Origin of the sequence: Achromobacter sp. DH1f, assembly GCF_000633435.1 — a bacterium.
Lineage (GTDB): Bacteria > Pseudomonadota > Gammaproteobacteria > Burkholderiales > Burkholderiaceae_B > Achromobacter > Achromobacter deleyi.
Genome location: NZ_AYMF01000009.1, coordinates 1 through 17,854, shown reverse-complemented (window position 1 = coordinate 17,854; position 17,854 = coordinate 1). Strand labels below are relative to the sequence as shown.

General features: G+C 65.8%; 18 protein-coding genes. 8 read left to right on the top strand and 10 right to left on the bottom strand.

Features of this window, described 5'->3' with window-relative positions:
• Positions 1–92 precede the first annotated feature (92 nt).
• Genes U858_RS0107620 through U858_RS0107610 form a run of 3 tightly spaced genes read right to left on the bottom strand, consistent with a single transcriptional unit; the run spans position 93 to position 2,053 of the window.
• Positions 93–1,034 (bottom strand): LysR substrate-binding domain-containing protein, encoded by a 942-nt coding sequence (locus U858_RS0107620; protein WP_025136575.1) that lies wholly within the window; start codon positions 1,032–1,034, stop codon positions 93–95.
• A gap of 52 nt (positions 1,035–1,086) precedes the next feature.
• The gene (locus U858_RS0107615) at positions 1,087–1,401 is read right to left on the bottom strand and encodes an antibiotic biosynthesis monooxygenase (protein ID WP_025136574.1); all 315 of its coding nucleotides are present in this window, start codon (positions 1,399–1,401) and stop codon (positions 1,087–1,089) included.
• A gap of 19 nt (positions 1,402–1,420) precedes the next feature.
• Positions 1,421–2,053 (bottom strand): LysE/ArgO family amino acid transporter, encoded by a 633-nt coding sequence (locus U858_RS0107610; protein WP_025136573.1) that lies wholly within the window; start codon positions 2,051–2,053, stop codon positions 1,421–1,423.
• 148 nt (positions 2,054–2,201) lie between these two features.
• Between U858_RS0107610 and U858_RS0107605 the strand changes: the two genes are divergently transcribed.
• On the top strand, positions 2,202–3,101 hold the full coding sequence (locus U858_RS0107605; protein ID WP_025136572.1) for a LysR family transcriptional regulator ArgP: 900 nt from the start codon (positions 2,202–2,204) through the stop codon (positions 3,099–3,101).
• 19 nt (positions 3,102–3,120) lie between these two features.
• Positions 3,121–3,612, top strand: coding sequence for a copper chaperone PCu(A)C (locus U858_RS0107600; protein ID WP_025136571.1), 492 nt, complete (start codon positions 3,121–3,123; stop codon positions 3,610–3,612).
• Between the two features lie 129 nt (positions 3,613–3,741).
• Here the strand turns inward: U858_RS0107600 and gdhA are convergent, their stop codons facing one another.
• Positions 3,742–5,088: an NADP-specific glutamate dehydrogenase gene (gdhA, locus tag U858_RS0107595; RefSeq protein ID WP_042884599.1), complete on the bottom strand. Its 1,347-nt coding sequence runs from the start codon at positions 5,086–5,088 to the stop codon at positions 3,742–3,744.
• 446 nt (positions 5,089–5,534) lie between these two features.
• On the bottom strand, positions 5,535–6,323 hold the full coding sequence (locus tag U858_RS0107590; protein WP_025136569.1) for an exodeoxyribonuclease III: 789 nt from the start codon (positions 6,321–6,323) through the stop codon (positions 5,535–5,537).
• Between the two features lie 134 nt (positions 6,324–6,457).
• On the opposite strand from U858_RS0107590, the gene pyrE reads away from it, so the two are divergent.
• A complete protein-coding gene (pyrE, locus tag U858_RS0107585) occupies positions 6,458–7,156 on the top strand; it encodes an orotate phosphoribosyltransferase (RefSeq protein ID WP_025136568.1) in 699 nt (232 codons plus the stop codon).
• On the opposite strand, the gene U858_RS34710 is transcribed toward pyrE, so the two are convergent.
• From U858_RS34710 to gatC, 5 genes are all read right to left on the bottom strand, one after another.
• A complete protein-coding gene (locus U858_RS34710; protein WP_081821567.1) occupies positions 7,071–7,643 on the bottom strand; it encodes a type II toxin-antitoxin system VapC family toxin in 573 nt (190 codons plus the stop codon). The two genes, pyrE and U858_RS34710, sit on opposite strands and share 86 nt — an antisense overlap.
• Complete coding sequence (locus U858_RS0107575) at positions 7,640–7,891, bottom strand: hypothetical protein (protein WP_025136567.1); 252 nt, start codon at positions 7,889–7,891, stop codon at positions 7,640–7,642. Before U858_RS0107575 ends, U858_RS34710 begins: the two co-directional genes overlap by 4 nt.
• A 126-nt stretch (positions 7,892–8,017) precedes the next feature.
• Positions 8,018–9,475, bottom strand: a complete 1,458-nt coding sequence (gene gatB / locus U858_RS0107570; RefSeq protein WP_025136566.1) for an Asp-tRNA(Asn)/Glu-tRNA(Gln) amidotransferase subunit GatB — start codon at positions 9,473–9,475, stop codon at positions 8,018–8,020.
• A gap of 3 nt (positions 9,476–9,478) precedes the next feature.
• Positions 9,479–11,020, bottom strand: a complete 1,542-nt coding sequence (gatA, locus tag U858_RS0107565) for an Asp-tRNA(Asn)/Glu-tRNA(Gln) amidotransferase subunit GatA (protein ID WP_025136565.1) — start codon at positions 11,018–11,020, stop codon at positions 9,479–9,481.
• 3 nt (positions 11,021–11,023) lie between these two features.
• Positions 11,024–11,332, bottom strand: a complete 309-nt coding sequence (gene gatC, locus U858_RS0107560) for an Asp-tRNA(Asn)/Glu-tRNA(Gln) amidotransferase subunit GatC (RefSeq protein WP_025136564.1) — start codon at positions 11,330–11,332, stop codon at positions 11,024–11,026.
• 228 nt (positions 11,333–11,560) lie between these two features.
• On the opposite strand from gatC, the gene U858_RS0107555 reads away from it, so the two are divergent.
• The 5 genes from U858_RS0107555 to rodA all read left to right on the top strand — a co-directional run bounded on the left by U858_RS0107555 (position 11,561) and on the right by rodA (position 17,203).
• Positions 11,561–12,604, top strand: coding sequence for a rod shape-determining protein (locus U858_RS0107555; RefSeq protein ID WP_006216320.1), 1,044 nt, complete (start codon positions 11,561–11,563; stop codon positions 12,602–12,604).
• An 84-nt stretch (positions 12,605–12,688) separates the two neighbouring features.
• Positions 12,689–13,573, top strand: a complete 885-nt coding sequence (mreC, locus tag U858_RS0107550; protein ID WP_025136563.1) for a rod shape-determining protein MreC — start codon at positions 12,689–12,691, stop codon at positions 13,571–13,573.
• On the top strand, positions 13,560–14,126 hold the full coding sequence (gene mreD / locus U858_RS0107545; RefSeq protein ID WP_025136562.1) for a rod shape-determining protein MreD: 567 nt from the start codon (positions 13,560–13,562) through the stop codon (positions 14,124–14,126). The genes mreC and mreD overlap by 14 nt, the downstream gene beginning before the upstream one ends.
• A gap of 15 nt (positions 14,127–14,141) precedes the next feature.
• Complete coding sequence (gene mrdA / locus U858_RS0107540; protein WP_025136561.1) at positions 14,142–16,070, top strand: penicillin-binding protein 2; 1,929 nt, start codon at positions 14,142–14,144, stop codon at positions 16,068–16,070.
• The gene (gene rodA, locus U858_RS0107535) at positions 16,067–17,203 is read left to right on the top strand and encodes a rod shape-determining protein RodA (protein ID WP_025136560.1); all 1,137 of its coding nucleotides are present in this window, start codon (positions 16,067–16,069) and stop codon (positions 17,201–17,203) included. Before mrdA ends, rodA begins: the two co-directional genes overlap by 4 nt.
• The last annotated feature ends 651 nt before the right edge of the window (positions 17,204–17,854 follow it).

Genomic DNA, 17,854 nt, shown 5'->3' with positions numbered 1-17,854 from the left:
ACGCCGGTTTTGCACGCGCGGCCATGTTCGGCGCATCCTAGCCAGCGACGCGCCTTGGTGCGCGGAATTTCCTTCCGCCCGGGGCTGGAAATTTATTCCGGCTTGGCCGCCAAGCCGCGTGGCCATTGGGCCGCGCGTTCGCAGACCTCGCCCAGCCATAGGGAAAACGCTTGCACCGCGCCACGCGGCGGACGCGAGATCTCGGTGCACAGGTGGTACTGCGATTCGCCGGGCGTCTCGATGTCCAGCACCCGCAGCAATTTGCCCTCGTCCAGCCATTCGGCGGCCAGGGTGCGGCGGGTCAGGGCGATGCCCTGGCCGGCGCGGGCGGCGGCCAGCATCATGCCCAGGTCCACCAGCCAGACGCCGCGCGCCGGCTCGGGCCAGTCCAGGCCCGCCGCCGCCAGCCACGGGCGCCACGGTTCCATGGGGCAACGCAGCAGGACGGCATTGGCCAGGTCGGCGGGGCGCCGGAAGGGGCCGTGCGCATCGCGGTACTCGGGTGAGCAGACCGCGAATATGGGGTCGGATGTCAGCGGCTGCGCGTGCAGGCCGGGATACTTGCCGCTGCCGAAGCGGACCCAGGCGTCGGCGTTGGGCGGCATGATGTCCAGATAGGGAATGGACAGCATGATTTCCAATTCGACCTCCGGATGGGCGGCGGTGAAACTGGGCAGGGCGGGAATCAGGACCTGGCGGGCGAAGGTGGGCGTGGACACGACCCGCAGGGGCTCCAGCTTGGGTTCGCCGCGCTTGTGCAGCGAGGCATCGGACAGCAGGTCCAGCGCCGTGCGCACTTGTTCCAGGTATTCGCGTCCGGCGGCGCTGAGGGTGGCGCCGCGGCTGCTGCGGATGAACAGGGAAACGTCCAGCAGGGCTTCCAGCGCGGCGATGCGCTTGCCGATGGCGCTGGCGGTAACGAACAGTTCTTCGCTGGCGCGCTCGAACGAGCCCAGCCGGGCGGCCGCTTCGAACGCCTGGATGGCGGCCAGCGGCGGCAGGCGCACGTCTTTGGAAGGGGAGGGTCCGCGCATGATCGTCTGGCGGGCCGGCCATGCGCCCGACGAAAGAGTGGCAACCCGGCGATTATAAAAGTGCTGGGCCGGGCAGTCTGTCCCCGTATTCCCTAAGTACCTGCGAGATCACGACCCGGTAGCCGTCCAGCCAGCGTGATTGCGCAGCCTTGGCCTGCTGGTGGACGGGGTGCCGGATCAGGGCGTCCAGGGCGTCCAGCGATTCCCAGTAGTACACGTTGGCATACAGGCCGCGGGCGGCATCTTCCCAGGCTTCTTCGCCCAGGTAGCCCGGCATGCTGCGGGCGGCCTGGGCGATGGCCTGGTCCAGGCGGTGGAAGTCTTCGTCGAAGTGTTTCTTGGCGAAGATGAATGTGGCGGTATAGATGGCGGGTCCCTGAACGCGCTTACACGCCCTTGATGGCCAGGCTGACCGCCAGGCCCGCCATGACCACGGCGATGACGCCGTCCAGCACGCGCCAGGCCGACGCGCTGGCAAAGAAGCGGGCGAACAGGCGCGAGCCGATGCCCAGCACCGCCAGCCACAGCAGGCTGGCCGTGAAGGCGCCGGCGGCGAAGGCCATGCGGGCGTCGTCAAAGCCGTGGGCCAGCGAGCCGACCACCACCATGTCCAGCCAGAAATGCGGGTTCAAGAGCGAAAAGCCCAACGCACCCAGCATGGCGGCGCGGCGCGAGGGCACGACGTCGCGCGCGGCGGCCAGACCGCCGGTGGCGGTCCAGGCGCGGCGGGCTGACTGCACGGCGTACCAGGACAGGAAGGCCACGCCGAACCACAGCACGGCGGTGGTCAGCCACGGGAACCAGGCGGTCAGTGCCTGCAGGCCCGACACGCTGGCGAAGATGAAGACGGCGTCGATCAGGGCGCAGATGGCGACCACCGACAGCAGATGGGCGCGCATCAGCCCCTGGCGCAGGATGAACGCGCTTTGCGCGCCCACGACGGCGAACAGGCCCAGCCCGGTGGCCGTGCCGCTGGCCCAGGCGGTGAGAAAAAGGGGGGATGACAACGTGGCAAACATGACGCGAACCTCTCGACTGCAACGCCTTATGGCGGCGCTTGAAAACCGGGCCGGCAGCGTTGCGCATACCGACAATGCATCATTTTCGCTTGCGCAGGATATGAAATACAGCTAATTTTCCTTCACTATCTTAAGTAAAGCTAATTTCATGAAACTCGATCACGGCAACCTGCGCGCCCTGGCGGCGGTGGTGCGCGAAGGCAGTTTCGATCGCGCCGCGCTGGCCCTCAGCGTGACCCCGTCGGCAGTGTCGCAGCGGATCAAGGCGCTGGAAGACCGCATGGGGCGGCTGCTGGTCCAGCGCACCGTGCCGGCGGCCGCCACCGCCGACGGCCAGGTGCTGGTGCAGCTTGCCGAGCAGACGGCGCTGCTCGAGCACGACGCCCTGAACCGCCTGGGCGTGGCGGACGACGACGTGCCCCACGCCAGCATTCCCGTCGCGGTCAACCACGACAGCCTGGAAACCTGGTTTGTCGACGCGGCCCTGCAGTTCGCCAGCCGCACCCGCGCCACGCTGGACATGCTGTCCGAAGACCAGGACCACACCGCCGCGTTGCTGCGCAACGGCTCGGTGCTGGGGGCGGTCACGACGCTGGCCGATCCCGTGCAGGGCTGCCGCATCCACGCGTTGGGCAGCATGCGCTACGTGGCCACATGCAGCCCGGCCTTTCACAAGCGCTACTTCGCACAGGGCGTGAACGCGCAGACGCTGGCCCAGGCGCCCGTGCTGGTCTTTAACCGCAAGGACGCGTTGCAGGCCCGCTTCGCACACAAGATCTCGGACCCGACGCCGTGGCAGCCGCCGGTCTGGTGGGTGCCGTCCACCCGCGCGTTCGTGCAGGCCACCCTGGGCGGACTGGGCTGGACCATGAATCCGCTGCCGCTGGTGCAAGAACACCTTGACGCAGGTCATCTGGTCTTGCTGCGGGGCCGCGCCTGGGAAGATGTGCCGCTGTATTGGCAGCATTGGCGGGTAAACTCCGAGGCGATGGAAGCTTTGACCGACTCGGTTCTGTCAGCCGCCCGCAGCCTGGTCCGGCGGCGTTAACCCAATAGGAGAACACCCCATGAACATCCGCAAGTTCGCCGCCGTTGCCGCTTTGAGCCTGTGTGCAGCCGGTTCGGCCTGGGCCAAGGACTACAAGGTCGGCGAGGTCGAGATCGACGACCTCTGGGTGCGCGCATCCGCCCCGGGCCAGTCCAACGGCGCCGGCTACATGGATATCGACAACGACGCCAAGACACCCGACCGCCTGTTGTCCATCACGTCGGCCGCGGCCGAACGCGTCGAGCTGCATACGGTGGAAACCACGAACGGCGTGGCCAAGATGCGCCAGGTCGAAGATGGCATCGCACTGCCGGCCGACACCGAGGTCAAGCTCAGCCCGGGCGGCTACCACGTCATGTTCATCAAGCTGAAGGCGCCCTTCGCCGATGGCGGCACCGTGCCGGCCACGCTGAAGTTCGAAAAGGCGGGCGAAGTGGCGGTGCAGTTCAAGGTCAAGCCGGCGTCCTACAACCCGGGCATGAGCCACGACCACGGCGCGATGAAGCATTGATTGCGGCGGGCGGCCTGGGGGCCGTGCCATGTGAAAACGGAGCCTCGCGGCTCCGTTTCTGTTTGGGCGTCGGCCCCGCGCCGATCGGGCGCGCGAGCGAGGCCTGGCGGCCACGCCGGGCCCTGCGGCTTAGTACAGGCCCTGCTGGCGCATCGCGTCGGCCACCTTGACGAAACCGGCGATGTTGGCGCCGTCCAGGTAGTTGACGTATTCACGCTCGCTGTGGCCGTGGCGCACGCAGTTCTCGTGGATGTCGCGCATGATGGCGTGCAGGCGCGTGTCGACTTCTTCGCGGGTCCACGACAGGCGAGCCGAGTTCTGGGCCATTTCCAGGCCCGACACCGCCACGCCGCCAGCGTTGCTGGCCTTGCCCGGCGCATACAGCACGCGGGCGGCGATGAAGGCCTTGGCGGCGTCCAGGGTGACCGGCATGTTGGCGCCTTCGGCCACGCACAGCACGCCGTTCTTGATCAGCGTCTGGGCATCGGCCAGTTCCAGTTCGTTCTGGGTGGCGCAGGGCAGGGCCACGTCCACCGGCACGTGCCAGGGGCGCTTGCCGGCTTCGTAGACCAGGCCGAATTGGCGGGCATACGTATCCAGGCGGCCGCGCAGGTCGTTCTTGATGTGCATCAGCGCCACCAGCTTTTCGTGGGTGAAGCCGGCTTCGTCGACCACGGTGCCGTTCGAGTCGGACACGGTCACGACCTTGGCGCCCAGCGACATGGCTTTCTCGATGGCGTATTGCGCCACGTTGCCCGACCCCGAGACCGATACGCGCAGGCCGTCGAACGACTTGCCGACGCGCTTGAGCATTTCTTCGGCGAAGTAGACGGTGCCGTAGCCGGTGGCTTCCGGGCGGATCAGGCTGCCGCCGAAGGTCAGGCCCTTGCCGGTGAATACGCTGGCGGTGGAGTTGGACAGCTTTTTCATCATGCCGGCCATGAAACCGACTTCACGCGCGCCCACGCCGATGTCGCCCGCGGGCACGTCGGTGTCCGGGCCCAGGTGGCGGTACAGCTCGATCATCAGGGCCTGGCAGAAGCGCATGACTTCGGCGTCGGACTTGCCCTTGGGGTCGAAGTCGGAGCCGCCCTTGCCGCCGCCCATGGGCAGCGTGGTCAGCGAGTTCTTCAGCGTCTGTTCGAAGGCCAGGAACTTCAGGATCGACAGGTTCACCGACGGGTGAAAGCGCATGCCGCCTTTGAACGGGCCGATGGCCGAGCTGTGTTGAATGCGGAAAGCGCGGTTGACCTGCGCCTGGCCCCGGTCATCGGTCCAGCACACCCGGAACTGGATCACACGTTCCGGTTCCACCAGGCGCTCGAGCAGGGCGTGCTCGGCGTAGTGGGGGTGCTTTTCGATGAAGGGCCACAGGCTCAGCATCACCTCCTGGACGGCTTGCATGAATTCCGGCTGCTGCGGATCGCGCGCGGCAACGCCACGCAGGAAGTCGTCCAGACTCTGCACTTTCAACATGATCTCCTTGGGGGTGCTTCGAATAGGTGCGGACATGCGCCGTTTTGGGGCGGCGTCTGCCCGTTTTGGTGCGTTTGGCACCGGCTTGGTGCGGAATTGTAGGGCTAATTTGTTGCCCTGCGCAAAGCCGAAAGATGCGCCATCACCTTGATATCAAAGCGCTTTTTTCTTGAATAAATGGGGACGCATTTGGTAATGGCGGGTAAGGGCCAAGACCTGGCTGCCACAGGGAAACCCGGGAGGCCTTGAAATCATAGGGAAATTTAATATGTCCCCAATATTTTCGAAGACGATATTGCGTCGCCGGATCAGGGCTTCATAGGGAGAGCCGGGGAAAAATGGCCCTGTACCTGGGATGCTGACTAAGCGTCAGGCAGTTATATGTCCCTATTATTATTTTGCGAAAAATCAGACGGACGACCCGGTTCGGGCCGTCCGTCTTCGCGTTACAGCGTGGCGTCGTAATCGATGGTCAACGGCGCGTGGTCGGAAAAGCGTTCATCTTTATAGATGGCAACGTTGCGCGCACGGGCGGCGATGCCCGGCGTGGCGATCTGGTAGTCGATGCGCCACCCGACGTTCTTGGCCCAGGCCTGGCCACGGTTGCTCCACCAGGTGTATTGGTCCGGGCGGTCGTCGATGGTGCGGAACACGTCCACAAAGCCGCGCTTGTCGAACACGTCGGTCAGCCACGCGCGTTCTTCAGGCAGGAAACCGGAGTTCTTCAGGTTGCCCTTCCAGTTCTTCAGGTCGATTTCCTTATGGGCGATGTTCCAGTCGCCGCAGATGATGAATTCGCGGCCGGTCGTCTTGTGTTCGTGCATCAGCTGGTCGATCCACGGGCCGAAGCGGTCCAGGAAGCGGTACTTGGCCTGCTGGCGTTCGTCGCCGCTGGAGCCCGAGGGCAGGTAGGCGCTGATGACGGACAGGTTCTTCCAGTCGGCACGAATGATGCGGCCTTCGGGATCGAATTCCTCGCAATCCAATCCGCTGACGACGCGCTCGGCCGCGTCGCGCAGGTAGATGCCCACGCCGCTGTAGCCCTTTTTCACGGCATGGTGGAAGTGACCGGTGTAGCCGGGCGGGTGGCGCAGGTCTTCGGTCAGGTCTTCGTCCGACACCTTGATTTCCTGCAGGCACAGCACGTCGGCGGCGTGCTTTTCCATCCAGGGTTGCAGGCCCTTGCGAAAGGCGGACCGAATGCCATTGAGGTTGATCGACGTGATGCGCAGCAAAGCGGGACTCCTGTAGAGCAGCCGAGGGCGGCCGGAACAATGCCAGGAATTTAACCGACTCGGCGGCGCGGTCTGGGAAAGCCCCCGACAACGGATAAAATGCGGGGGTTTGCCATCTCTCGGACCTTCCTCGCATGTCTGCCGCCCAATCCGCCCACCACGCTTCCGCTACCTCGCTCGATTTCGTCCGCTTTGCCTTGAACGAAGGCGTGCTGCGCTTCGGCAGCTTCAAGGTCAAATCGGGGCGCATCAGTCCCTATTTCTTCAACGCGGGCCTGTTCAACAGCGGCGGTTCGGTCGGCAAGCTGGCGGGCTTCTATGCCCAGGCGCTGCTGGATTCGGGCGTGTCGTTCGACATGCTGTTCGGCCCCGCCTACAAGGGCATTCCCCTGGCGACGGCCACCGCTGTGGCGCTGGCCGGTCACGCGGCCATGCAAGGCCGCAGCGACGTGCCGTTTGCCTACAACCGCAAGGAAGCCAAGGACCACGGCGAAGGCGGCACCCTGGTCGGCGCGCCGCTCAAGGGCAAGGTCGTGATCATCGACGACGTCATCACGGCGGGCACCTCGGTGCGCGAATCGGTAGAGATCATCCGCAACGCAGGCGCCGAACCGGCAGTGGTGCTGATCGCCATGGACCGCATGGAACGCGCCGGCCCGGACGATGCCCTGTCGGCTCATTCCGCCGTGCAAGACGTGGCCAAGACCTACGGCATTCCGGTAGTGGCCATCGCGTCGCTGGCAGACATCATGGCGCTGCTGCAAGACGATGCCGCGTTTGCCGAGCACCGTGACGCCGTGCTGGCGTATCGGACCAAGTACGGGGTGAAGTAAGCGCGAGTTCGGCAAGACATTGCCGGCCGCCGTATCGCGCGACCGGTTCTTCGAGCCTGTGGACCGGTTCATGCCCAACGACCAACACGCCGCTGGTTTGTGCAGCCTGCGCCAGACGTTTGTCGAACGTGGCCAGCGCCGCGCCGCGCCATAACGCGAGTTCCAGGTACGAGGCGTCGTAAACGGTAAGTCCGTGTTTGCGGGCGAGCCGCTCGCATTGTGGCAGCCAGGCGGTACAAGGGCGCGATTCGTTGACGACGGGCACGCTGTTCAGCACGGCAGAGAATTTGGCCAGCATGGCTGCCGTGGCCTGTTGCTGTCGCTCGACGCGCAAGGCGCCTTGAGCCACTTCCATTGGCCATATCTGCGGGACAAGGACGGCTTCGCCGTTCAGGCCGTCCAGGATGGCAAACGCCTGTTCGCTGCAGGTTTGACTGGGCAATCGCAGCCAGCTCAACGCGACCGAGGCATCGAGCACAAGCTTCATTCGCGTACCCCTTTTACGGCGTACCACCATGTGGCTTCGTCGGTGTACGGGATGCCCGGGAACCGTTTCAGTTCTTCTATCGCATTGTGACCCGCTTCGGTCATCAGGGGATTGACCCGCCTGAGCTGCGCTTGCGCCTGACCGTCGTGGGTGATGACAACGAACACGCCATCGTTGGCGGCTTGGATCATTTCGTCGAGCCGTTCCGCAACTTGTTCGCGTGGGATAGATAGGTAGGGGGCGTTCATGGCCAAATCTCCAGTCGGAATCGACCAGATCATTCTTGGCCAAACAAAAGGCCGCGACAAGATGCCGCGGCCCTAGGATTGGTCTGATCTTGCACGCCGCCCCGAGGTCGGGACGGCGCATGGGGATCAGCTGTCCAGCTTCTGCTTGAGCAGGTCGTTGACCTGCTGCGGGTTGGCCTTGCCGCGGGCGGCCTTCATGATCTGGCCCACCAGCGAGTTGAACGCCTTCTGCTTGCCCGCGCGGTACTCCTCGACGATGGCCGGGTTGGCGGCCAGCACGTCGTCGATCATGGCGCCGATGGCGCCGGTGTCGCTGATCTGCTTCAGGCCGCGGGCCTCGATGATGGCGTCGGCCTGGCCGCCGTTTTCGCCGGCCCACATGGCGCCGAACACTTCGCGCGCGATCTTGTTGGAGATCGTGCCGTCGATGATGCGGTTGATCAGGGCCGCCAGGGCAGGGGCCTGCACCGGCGAATCGGCGATGGCCTTTTCTTCCTTGTTCAGCGTGGCGGCCACTTCGCCCATGATCCAGTTGGCGGCCAGCTTGGCCTGGCCGGCCGGCAGCGCGTGCGCCACGGCTTCGAAGTAGGCGGCCAGGTCGCGGCCGACGGTCAGTTGCGCGGCGTCGTAGGCGGGCAGGCCGTATTCGGTTTCGAAGCGGGCGCGTTGGGCGGCCGGCAGCTCGGGCATGGCGGCGCGCACGTCGTCCACCCACTCGCGCGAGATGACCAGCGTGGGCAGGTCGGGGTCGGGGAAGTAGCGGTAGTCGTGCGCGTCTTCCTTGCTGCGCATGCTGCGGGTTTCGTCGCGGTCGGCATCGTACAGGCGGGTTTCCTGGACCACGGTGCCGCCGTCTTCGATCAGTTCGATCTGGCGCCGCGCTTCATAGACGATGGCGCGTTCGAGGAAGCGGAACGAGTTGACGTTCTTGATCTCGGTGCGGGTGCCGAATTCCTTCTGGCCCACCGGGCGCACGGACACGTTGGCATCGCAGCGGAACGAGCCTTCCTGCATGTTGCCGTCGCAGATGCCCAGCCAGACCACCAGGCTGTGCAGCGCGCGGGCGTAGGCCACGGCCTCGGCGGCCGAGCGCATTTCGGGCTCGGTCACGATTTCCAGCAGCGGCGTGCCGGCGCGGTTCAGGTCGATGCCGCTGGCCGGCGAGCCGTTGGCCAGCGTGAAATTGTCGTGCGAGGACTTGCCCGCGTCTTCTTCGAGGTGGGCGCGCGTCAGGTTGACGGTTTTTTCTTCCTCGCCCACGAAGAACGACAGCGAACCGCCCACCACCACCGGCAGCTCGTACTGGCTGATCTGGTAGCCCTTGGGCAGATCGGGGTAGAAGTAGTTCTTGCGCGCGAACACCGAGCGCGGCGCGATCTCGGCGCCCACGGCCAGGCCGAAGCGGATGGCGCGTTCGGCGGCGCCGCGGTTCATGACCGGCAGGCTGCCCGGCAGGGCCAGGTCGACTTCGTTGGCGTGGGTGTTGGGCGCGGCGCCGAATTGGGTGCTGCTGCCCGAAAAGATCTTGGAGTCGGTGGAAAGCTGCGTATGCGTTTCCAGGCCGATGACGATTTCCCAGTTCATTGTTTAGGCGTCCTGCTGGGCCGGCGAGGCTTTGTGCCAGTCGGTGACTTGTTGGTAGCGGTCGGCGATGGCCAGAAGGCGGCCTTCGTCGAAGTAGTTGCCGATGATTTGCAGGCCGACCGGGCGCTTGGCGTTAGTGGACGAACCGAAGCCGCAGGGGATCGACATCGCGGGCAGGCCGGCCAGGCTCACGCCCAGCGTGTAGACGTCCGCCAGCCAGTCGGCGGTGGGATCGTCGCGGTTGTCGCCGATGTTCTTGGCGACCGTCGGGGTCACCGGGCCCATGATGACGTCGCACTGGCCGGCATAGGCGCGCTGGAAGTCCTGCGCGATCATGCGGCGCAGGCGCTGGGCCTGCAGGTAGTAGGCGTCGTAGTAGCCGTGGGACAGCACGTAGGTGCCGATCAGGATGCGGCGCTTGACCTCGTCGCCGAAGCCTTCGGCGCGCGAGCGGCTGATCATTTCGTTCAGGTCACCGTACTGCGCGGCGCGGTGGCCGTAGCGCACGCCGTCGTAGCGGGCCAGGTTGCTCGACGCTTCGGCGGGGGCAATCACGTAATAGGCGGGAATGGCCAGTTCGGTGCGGGGCAGCGACACCGGCACGCGGACGGCGCCCAGGGCTTCGAACTGGGCCAGGGCGGCTTCCACCGCGGCGGCCACGTCCGGCGCCAGGCCGGCGCCGAAGTATTCGGCGGGCACGCCGATGCGCAGGCCCTTCAGGGGCTGGCTGCCGGCGGCATCGTATTGGGCCTGCGCGGCGTCGAAGTCGCGCCGCACGCGGCCCGGCTCGTTGACGGCGCCGTCGCATTTTTCCAGGCTGGTGGCGTCGCGCGGGTCAAAACCGCTGATGACGTCCAGCAGTTCGAGCAGGTCGCGGCTGCTGGGGGCCAGCGGGCCGGCCTGGTCGAGGCTGGAGCCGAAGGCGACCATGCCGTAGCGGGATACGGTGCCATAGGTGGGCTTGATGCCGCTCACGCCGCACAGTGCGGCGGGCTGGCGGACCGAGCCGCCGGTGTCGGTGCCGGTGGTGGCCGCCACCAGGCGGGCCGCCACGGCCGCGGCCGAACCGCCCGACGAGCCGCCGGGCACGGCAGCCGGGTCCCAGGGGTTCTTCACGGGGCCGTAGGCCGAGTTCTCGTTGCCCGAGCCCATGGCGAATTCGTCGCAGTTCAGCTTGCCCAGCGAGACGGCGCCGGCCGCTTGCAGGCGCTCGACCACGGTGGCGTCGAACGGGCTGACGTAGCCGTCCAGCATCTTGCTGCCGGCGGTGGTGCGCCAGCCGCGGGTGACGAAGGCGTCTTTGTGGGCGATGGGCACGCCGGCCAGCGGGCCGGCGGTGCCGGCGGCCAGTGCGGCGTCGGCGGCGCGGGCCTGGGCCAGCGTCAATTCGGCGTCAATGTGTAAGAAGGCGTTCAGGCCGCTGGCCGCGTCGGCGGCCGCCAGCGAGCTTTGCGCCAGCTCGACGGCGCTGACCTGGCGTTGGGCGAGGGCCGCGCGCAGGGCGGCGATCCCCTCGAATTGGGTATGCAAGGCGGGTTTCGTCATGGCTTAATCTAGGACCTTGGGAACCAGGAAGAGGCCGTCCTGGGCATCGGGGGCGTTGGCCAGCAGGTCTGCGCGGCGGGCCTCCGAGGCGGTTTCGGTCACGGCGTCCTGGCGCAGGCGCAGCACGATGTCTTCGTGGGCCGACAGGGGGTGGGCCAGGGGTTCGACGCCTTGGGTGTCGACGGCTTGCAGCCGTTCGATCAGGTGGAGGATGCCATTGAGCTCGGCCTGCGCGTGGGTGCGCTGGTCCGGGGTCAGTTCGATTCTGGCCAGCTTGGCAATGCGGGCCACATCTGTGTCATTGAGCGCCATGGGGATTGCAAATATCGAGAAGCGAAGGCCGAGGGGCGGGACTGGGCAGTATGCACATGCCAATACCGTTACAAAGCTTGAATAGCCTGCATTTATGCGCTATTTCCGGGGAAATTATAAGTTATGATTCACGGTTTAATCGCCGTGATGACAGGCGGACCCGACCTTTCTCGGGTCGTACGCCCCGCGGCATGACCCCAATTCCCCCCAGAATTTAGCTGAGCTCCCATGTTCGGATTCCTGCGCAGTTATTTTTCCAGCGATATGGCGATCGACCTCGGTACCGCCAATACGCTGATTTACGTCCGCGGCAAGGGCATCGTGCTCGATGAGCCCTCCGTGGTCGCAATCCGTCATGAAGGCGGGCCTCACGGCAAAAAGATCATCCAGGCCGTCGGCCACGAAGCCAAGCAGATGCTTGGTCGAGTGCCCGGCAACATCGAGGCCATCCGGCCCATGAAGGACGGCGTCATCGCCGACTTCACGGTCACCGAACAGATGCTCAAACAGTTCATCCGCATGGTGCACCCCCGCAACATGCTGGCGCCCAGCCCGCGCATCATCGTGTGCGTACCCTGCGGCTCCACCCAGGTTGAACGTCGCGCCATCCGCGAATCGGCGCTTGGCGCCGGTGCGTCCCACGTCTTCCTGATCGAAGAACCCATGGCCGCGGCCATCGGCGCCGGCCTGGCCGTGTCCGACGCCAGCGGCTCCATGGTCGTCGACATCGGCGGCGGCACCACCGAGGTGGCAGTCATCTCGCTGGGCGGCATGGTCTACAAGGGTTCCGTGCGCGTCGGCGGCGACAAGTTCGACGAAGCCATCGTCAACTATATCCGCCGCAACTACGGCATGCTGATCGGCGAACCCACCGCCGAACTCATCAAGAAGGAAATCGGTTCCGCATTCCCGGGTTCCGAAGTCCGCGAAATCGAAGTCAAGGGCCGTAACCTGGCCGAAGGCGTGCCGCGCAGCTTCACGGTCTCGTCCAACGAGATCCTCGAATCCCTGACCGACCCGCTCAACCAGATCGTCTCTGCCGTCAAGATCGCCCTTGAGCAGACCCCGCCCGAACTCGGCGCCGACATCACCGACAAGGGCATCGCCCTGACCGGCGGCGGCGCCCTGCTGCGTGACCTGGACCGCCTGCTGCAAGAAGAAACCGGCCTGCCGGTGGTGGTCGCCGATGATCCCCTGACCTGCGTCGTGCGCGGTTGCGGCGAGGCGCTGGAACACCTTGAGAAACTGGGCGCGATCTTCATCAACGACTAATCCTGCCCGCCAGCCCGGAGCCCCGCTTTTCTACGGCTCCGGCCGCTGCGGGGGCGGCGGGCGCGGGCGCCCGGGCTGAGATTCATGCAACGACAAGGGACTCCCCCCCTATTCAGGCGCGGTCCACCCGCTGAGGTGCGGCTGGTCGTCCTGGTCGCCTTGGCGTTGGCCCTGATCATCATGGATTCGCAATGGCGCATGCTCGAACCGGCGCGCCGTGCGGTATCCGTGGCGCTGTACCCGTTCCAGCGCGCCGTCATGGCGCCGCGCGACCTGGTCCAACAGGTGAACGAATGGGTCAATGCGGCCAACCTTATCCGTAGCGAAAACGAAGCGCTGCAACGCCAGCGCATCGAATTGGCCCAGGTGGCCACCCATGCGGCGCAGCTGGCCGCCGAAAACGCGCAATTGCGCCGCCTGCTCGGCGTGACCGATACCGTGGCCCAGTCGGCCGTGGTGGTGGAAGTGCTGTACGAACCCACCAACGCCTTCAACCAGCGACTGGTCTTCAACAAGGGCAGCAAGGCTGGCCTGGCCCCGGGCATGCCGGTCATCGACGAAGGTGGCGTGGTCGGCCAGATCGTGCGCGTCACCCCCATGACGGCCGAGGCCGCCCTGGTCACCGACGAACAGGTTTCCATTCCCGTGCAACTGCTGCGCAACGGCCTGCGCCTGATTGCGTTCGGCGGGAACTCTCCGGGCAAGATGGAGGTCCGTTACCTGGCGGCCAATGCCGACATCAAGGAAGGCGATACTATCGTCACCAGTGGCGTCGGCGGCCTGTTTCCCGCCGGCCTGCCGGTGGCCAAGGTAACCTCGGTCGAACGCGACACCGCTTCCGGCTTCGCGCGGGCCGTCTGCGAACCGCTGGCCCACCCTGAACGCTATCGCCACTTCCTGGTCCTGCAGGTGGATGTGGAACGCGCCGAGTCCAACCGTCAGGAGGTCGATTCCGGTGGATCGGACTAATCAATCATCAGGGCAACCCCGGCGCCGTCTGGGCACGCCCAGCAATGTGCACCCCGAACGCCTGTCCGGGCCAGCCCACGGCGTGTTCGTCTGGGGCACCATCGTCCTGGTCTGGCTGGTGTCGCTGCTGCCATGGCGGCTGTGGCAGGGCGCACCCGACGTCCTGATCCTGATCATCGCCTTCTGGTGTGTGCACGAGCCGCGCCGCGTGGGCCTGTTCACCGCGTTCTGCTTTGGCCTGCTGATGGACGTGCACGACGCCGGCCTGCTGGGCGAACACGCGCTGTCCTACACCCTGGTCGCCTATGGCGCCGTGGTGCTGCACCGGCGCCTGCAACGCTTTGACCTCTGGAGCCAGGCCATGCACATGCTGCCTGTGTTCCTGATTGCGCGCTTCGTCACCCAGATCATCCATGCGTGGCTGGCCGGCAAGTGGCCGGGCTGGGACTGGGGCATCAGTGTCGCCATCACCGCCGCCTTGTGGCCGTTGGCGGGCTGGGTTCTGCACTTGCCGCAGCGCGGTGCCGACGACGCCGAATCTTCCTCCGCCTGACGGCGGCGCCGCTTCATGTTCGAATTCAAGAAAACCGGCCAGCAGCAGAAGCAGCGTTTCCGCCTGCGCGCCTGGGTGGGCGGCGTGTTCGCGCTGGCCTGCTTCGGTGTGCTGGTGGGCCGGTTCTGGTACTTGCAGGTCGACCGCTACGAAGGCCTGTCCGAGCGCGCCGACCGCAACCGCATCGCGGTGGTGCCGATTCCGCCGCGCCGCGGTGAAATCCTCGACCGCAACGGCGAAGTGCTGGCGCGCAACTACCGCACCTACACGCTTGAAGTGGTGCCGGCCCAGGCCGGCAACATGGCCGCGCTGTTCGAGCGGCTGACCCAGGTGGTGTACATCAGCCCGGCCGACCAGCGCCGTTTCAAGCGCCGCGCGGCGGAATCCAGCCGCTACGCCAGCCTGCAACTGCGCAACAACCTGAACGAAACCGAAGCCGCCTGGTTCGCGGCGCACGCCTTCCAGTTCCCGGGCGTGGAACTGCGCGCCCGCTGGGTGCGCGAGTACCCGCAAGGCGTGTCGGCCGCTCACGTGGTGGGCTACATCGGCCGCATCGCCGAAGGCGACAACGAAGAACTCGAACGCGCCGGCTTGCTGGGAAATTACCGTGGCACCGATGTCATTGGTAAGAAAGGTATCGAAAAAACCTGGGAAGAAGCGCTGCACGGCCGCACCGGGCTCGAAGAAGTCGAAGTCACCGCCGGCGGGCGCCCCATGCGCACGCTGCGCCGCATCGACCCCGTGCCCGGCTCGGACATCATGCTGTCCATCGACCTGGGCCTGCAGAAAGTGGCCGAAGAGGCTTTCGAAGGCCAGCGCGGCGCGCTGGTCGCCATCGACCCGGACACCGGCGAGGTGCTGGCCTTCGTGTCGCAGCCGTCGTTCGACCCCAACCTGTTCGTCGACGGCATCGACGTGGACAACTGGCGCATGCTGAACGAATCGCCGGACCACCCGCTGATCAACCGCCCGCTCTACGGCACCTATCCCATCGGTTCCACCTACAAGCCCTTCGTGGGCCTGGCGGCGCTGGAATTGGGCAAGCGCCGCGCCACCGACCGCATTTCGGACCCTGGCTACTACGAGTTCGGTGGCCAGAAATTCCGCAACGCGGGCGGCGCGGCCTACGGCATGACCGACATGCACAAAGCCATCGTCGTGTCGTCCGACACCTACTTCTATTCGCTGGGGCCCGAAATCGGCGTGAACGCGCTGCACGATTTCACCAAGCAGTTCGGCTTCGGCCAGATCACCGGCATCGACCTCGAAGGCGAAAAGCGCGGCGTGCTGCCCTCTACCGACTGGAAGCGCTCGGCCTACAAAGACAAGGACCGCCAGCGCTGGTACGCCGGTGAAACCATTTCGGTGGCCGTGGGCCAGGGCTACAACGCTTTCACGCTGCTGCAGCTGGCGCAGGGCACGTCCACGCTGGCCAACAATGGCCTGTACCGCCGCCCGCACCTGGTGCACGCGGTGCGAGATCCGCGCACCGGCGTGGCCAAGCCCACCGAGTCTGCACCCGACTACCGCATCCCGCTCAAGCAGGCCAACGTGGATGTCATCAAGAACGCCATGGCCGACGTGGTCCGTGCCGGCACGGCACGCCGTGCCTTTGCCAACGCGCCGTACCAGGCCGCGGGCAAGACCGGCACCGCCCAGGTGTTCAGCCTGCGCGGCGGCCACTACCGCGCCAGCGCCATCGACGAACGCCTGCGCGACCACGCGCTGTTCATGGGCTTTGCGCCGCTCGAACACCCGCGCATCGCCGTCTCGCTGATCGTCGAGAACGCCGGCTGGGGCGCCAGCGTGGCCGCTCCGGTCGCCCGCAAGGTGTTCGACTACTGGCTGGCCAAGGATCGGCAGGACAAGATCGTGCGGCCGGACCGCAATGTGCCGCTGGCCACTGTTGAAACCATTACTTCCGACGTGGTGCGCCGACCATGAAGCGTCTCGGCCTGATCCTGTTGCGCGTCTTCACGGCGTTTGACTGGCCGCTGCTGGCCATCCTGATGATGTTCGCCGCGCTGGGCCTGACGGTCATGCATTCGGCGGTGGGCGGCACCGACTGGCGTTTCGCCGAACAGTCGCGCAATTTCATCATCGCGTTCTTTGCCATGTGGATCATGGCGCTGATCCCGCCCAAGTGGCTGATGAAGCTGGCGCTGCCGTTCTATGTGGTGGGCGTGGTGCTGCTGCTGGGCGTGGAATTCTTCGGCGAAACGAGCAAGGGCGCGACCCGCTGGCTGAACCTGGGCGTGACCCGCATCCAGCCCTCCGAGATGATGAAGATCGCCGTGCCCATGATGCTGGCCTGGTACTTCCAGCGCCACGAGGGCGCGGTACGCATCCGCGACTTCCTGGCCGCCGCCGCCATGCTGGCCGCGCCGTTCGGCCTGATCGTGCTGCAGCCCGACCTGGGCACCGCGCTGCTGGTGTTTGGCGCGGGCTTCTTCGTCATCTATTTCGCCGGCCTGTCATTCAAGCTGCTGGTCCCCGTCATGCTGGCCGGCATCATCGGCATTGGTACGCTGGTCTACTACGAAGACCAGCTCTGCGAACCCGACGTCAACTGGGTGGTGCTGCACGACTATCAGAAGCATCGCGTCTGCACGTTGCTCAACCCCAGTTCCGACCCGCTGGGCAAGGGCTTCCACACGATCCAGTCGATGATCGCGGTAGGCTCGGGCGGTGTGTACGGCAAGGGCTACATGAAGGGCACGCAGACGCACCTGGACTTCATCCCCGAACGCACGACCGACTTCATCTTCGCGGTCTACGCCGAGGAATTCGGCCTGTACGGCGGCATCGCGATCCTGGTGCTGTACGGCCTGATGATGGCCCGCGGCCTGACGATCGCGTCCCGCGCCTCATCCCAATTCGGCCGCCTGCTATCCGGCGCGCTGACGATGATGCTATTCATCTACGTGTTCGTGAACGTGGGCATGGTGACAGGCATCCTGCCAGTGGTGGGCGTGCCACTCCCCTTCATGAGCTACGGCGGCACAGCCCTCTTCACAATGGGCATAGCATTCGGGATCATGATGAGTATTAGTCGGCATCGGTCGGTTAAGACTTAAGGACTTTGGGTTTTTTTGTCGTTTTGATCTTCGTAGGCCGCCGAGGGCGAGGGGCTTCGTGGTGGCGGGCGCCCACGATTGCGGTCCGGAGCCTTCGCTCCGGACTGCCCCGTCGTCATCTTCGTCCAGGCCTTCGGCCTTCCCTTCAGATTCCCTCGGGCGCATCGAGGTTGCCCGCCACCACGAAGCCCCTCGCCCTCGGCTACGAGCGTGCAGAAATGAGATGCCGCTAGAACTGTTGGGGGCGGAGAGGTTTGCGTCGCTCGCCCCAGGCCGGCCGCGCGGGCGGCCTTTTGGGGCTTTCGCATTGCGGTGCGTCGTGATGGTGTTCGCTGCGCGCTGATGGTGGTGGTGCTCGATGCTGCTTGCGCGTCAGGCGCATAGCCCGCAGTGCCACGACGCAAGACGGCGTGTAAGCCCCAAAAGGCCGCCCGCGCGGCCGGCCTGGGGCGAGCCCCGCAAGATCTCTCTCTTCCCCCCGCCGCTGGCAAAAACGCCAAGCACACCACCCGTCCCAGCATCCGGCAAGATTCAAATCCTGTGAGCCTGTTGCGTTGGTGGGCGGTAAGGGCGGGGCGTGTAGATGCGCCCGACGGAATCCGTAGGGAGCCGAAGGCGGACGAGGATGAGGACGGGGTAGTCCGGAGCGAA

Bases quoted from the DNA above. Each gene is read 5' to 3' on its own strand.
- U858_RS0107620 (WP_025136575.1), bottom strand. From the start codon at position 1,034: ATGCGCGGACCCTCCCCTTCCAAAGACGTGCGCCTGCCGCCGCTGGCC.
- U858_RS0107610 (WP_025136573.1), bottom strand. From the start codon at position 2,053: ATGTTTGCCACGTTGTCATCCCCCCTTTTTCTCACCGCCTGGGCCAGC.
- U858_RS0107605 (WP_025136572.1), top strand. From the start codon at position 2,202: ATGAAACTCGATCACGGCAACCTGCGCGCCCTGGCGGCGGTGGTGCGC.
- U858_RS0107600 (WP_025136571.1), top strand. From the start codon at position 3,121: ATGAACATCCGCAAGTTCGCCGCCGTTGCCGCTTTGAGCCTGTGTGCA.
- gdhA (WP_042884599.1), bottom strand. From the start codon at position 5,088: ATGTTGAAAGTGCAGAGTCTGGACGACTTCCTGCGTGGCGTTGCCGCG.
- pyrE (WP_025136568.1), top strand. From the start codon at position 6,458: ATGTCTGCCGCCCAATCCGCCCACCACGCTTCCGCTACCTCGCTCGAT.
- U858_RS34710 (WP_081821567.1), bottom strand. From the start codon at position 7,643: ATGAAGCTTGTGCTCGATGCCTCGGTCGCGTTGAGCTGGCTGCGATTG.
- U858_RS0107575 (WP_025136567.1), bottom strand. From the start codon at position 7,891: ATGAACGCCCCCTACCTATCTATCCCACGCGAACAAGTTGCGGAACGG.
- gatB (WP_025136566.1), bottom strand. From the start codon at position 9,475: ATGAACTGGGAAATCGTCATCGGCCTGGAAACGCATACGCAGCTTTCC.
- gatA (WP_025136565.1), bottom strand. From the start codon at position 11,020: ATGACGAAACCCGCCTTGCATACCCAATTCGAGGGGATCGCCGCCCTG.
- gatC (WP_025136564.1), bottom strand. From the start codon at position 11,332: ATGGCGCTCAATGACACAGATGTGGCCCGCATTGCCAAGCTGGCCAGA.
- U858_RS0107555 (WP_006216320.1), top strand. From the start codon at position 11,561: ATGTTCGGATTCCTGCGCAGTTATTTTTCCAGCGATATGGCGATCGAC.
- mreC (WP_025136563.1), top strand. From the start codon at position 12,689: ATGCAACGACAAGGGACTCCCCCCCTATTCAGGCGCGGTCCACCCGCT.
- mrdA (WP_025136561.1), top strand. From the start codon at position 14,142: ATGTTCGAATTCAAGAAAACCGGCCAGCAGCAGAAGCAGCGTTTCCGC.
- rodA (WP_025136560.1), top strand. From the start codon at position 16,067: ATGAAGCGTCTCGGCCTGATCCTGTTGCGCGTCTTCACGGCGTTTGAC.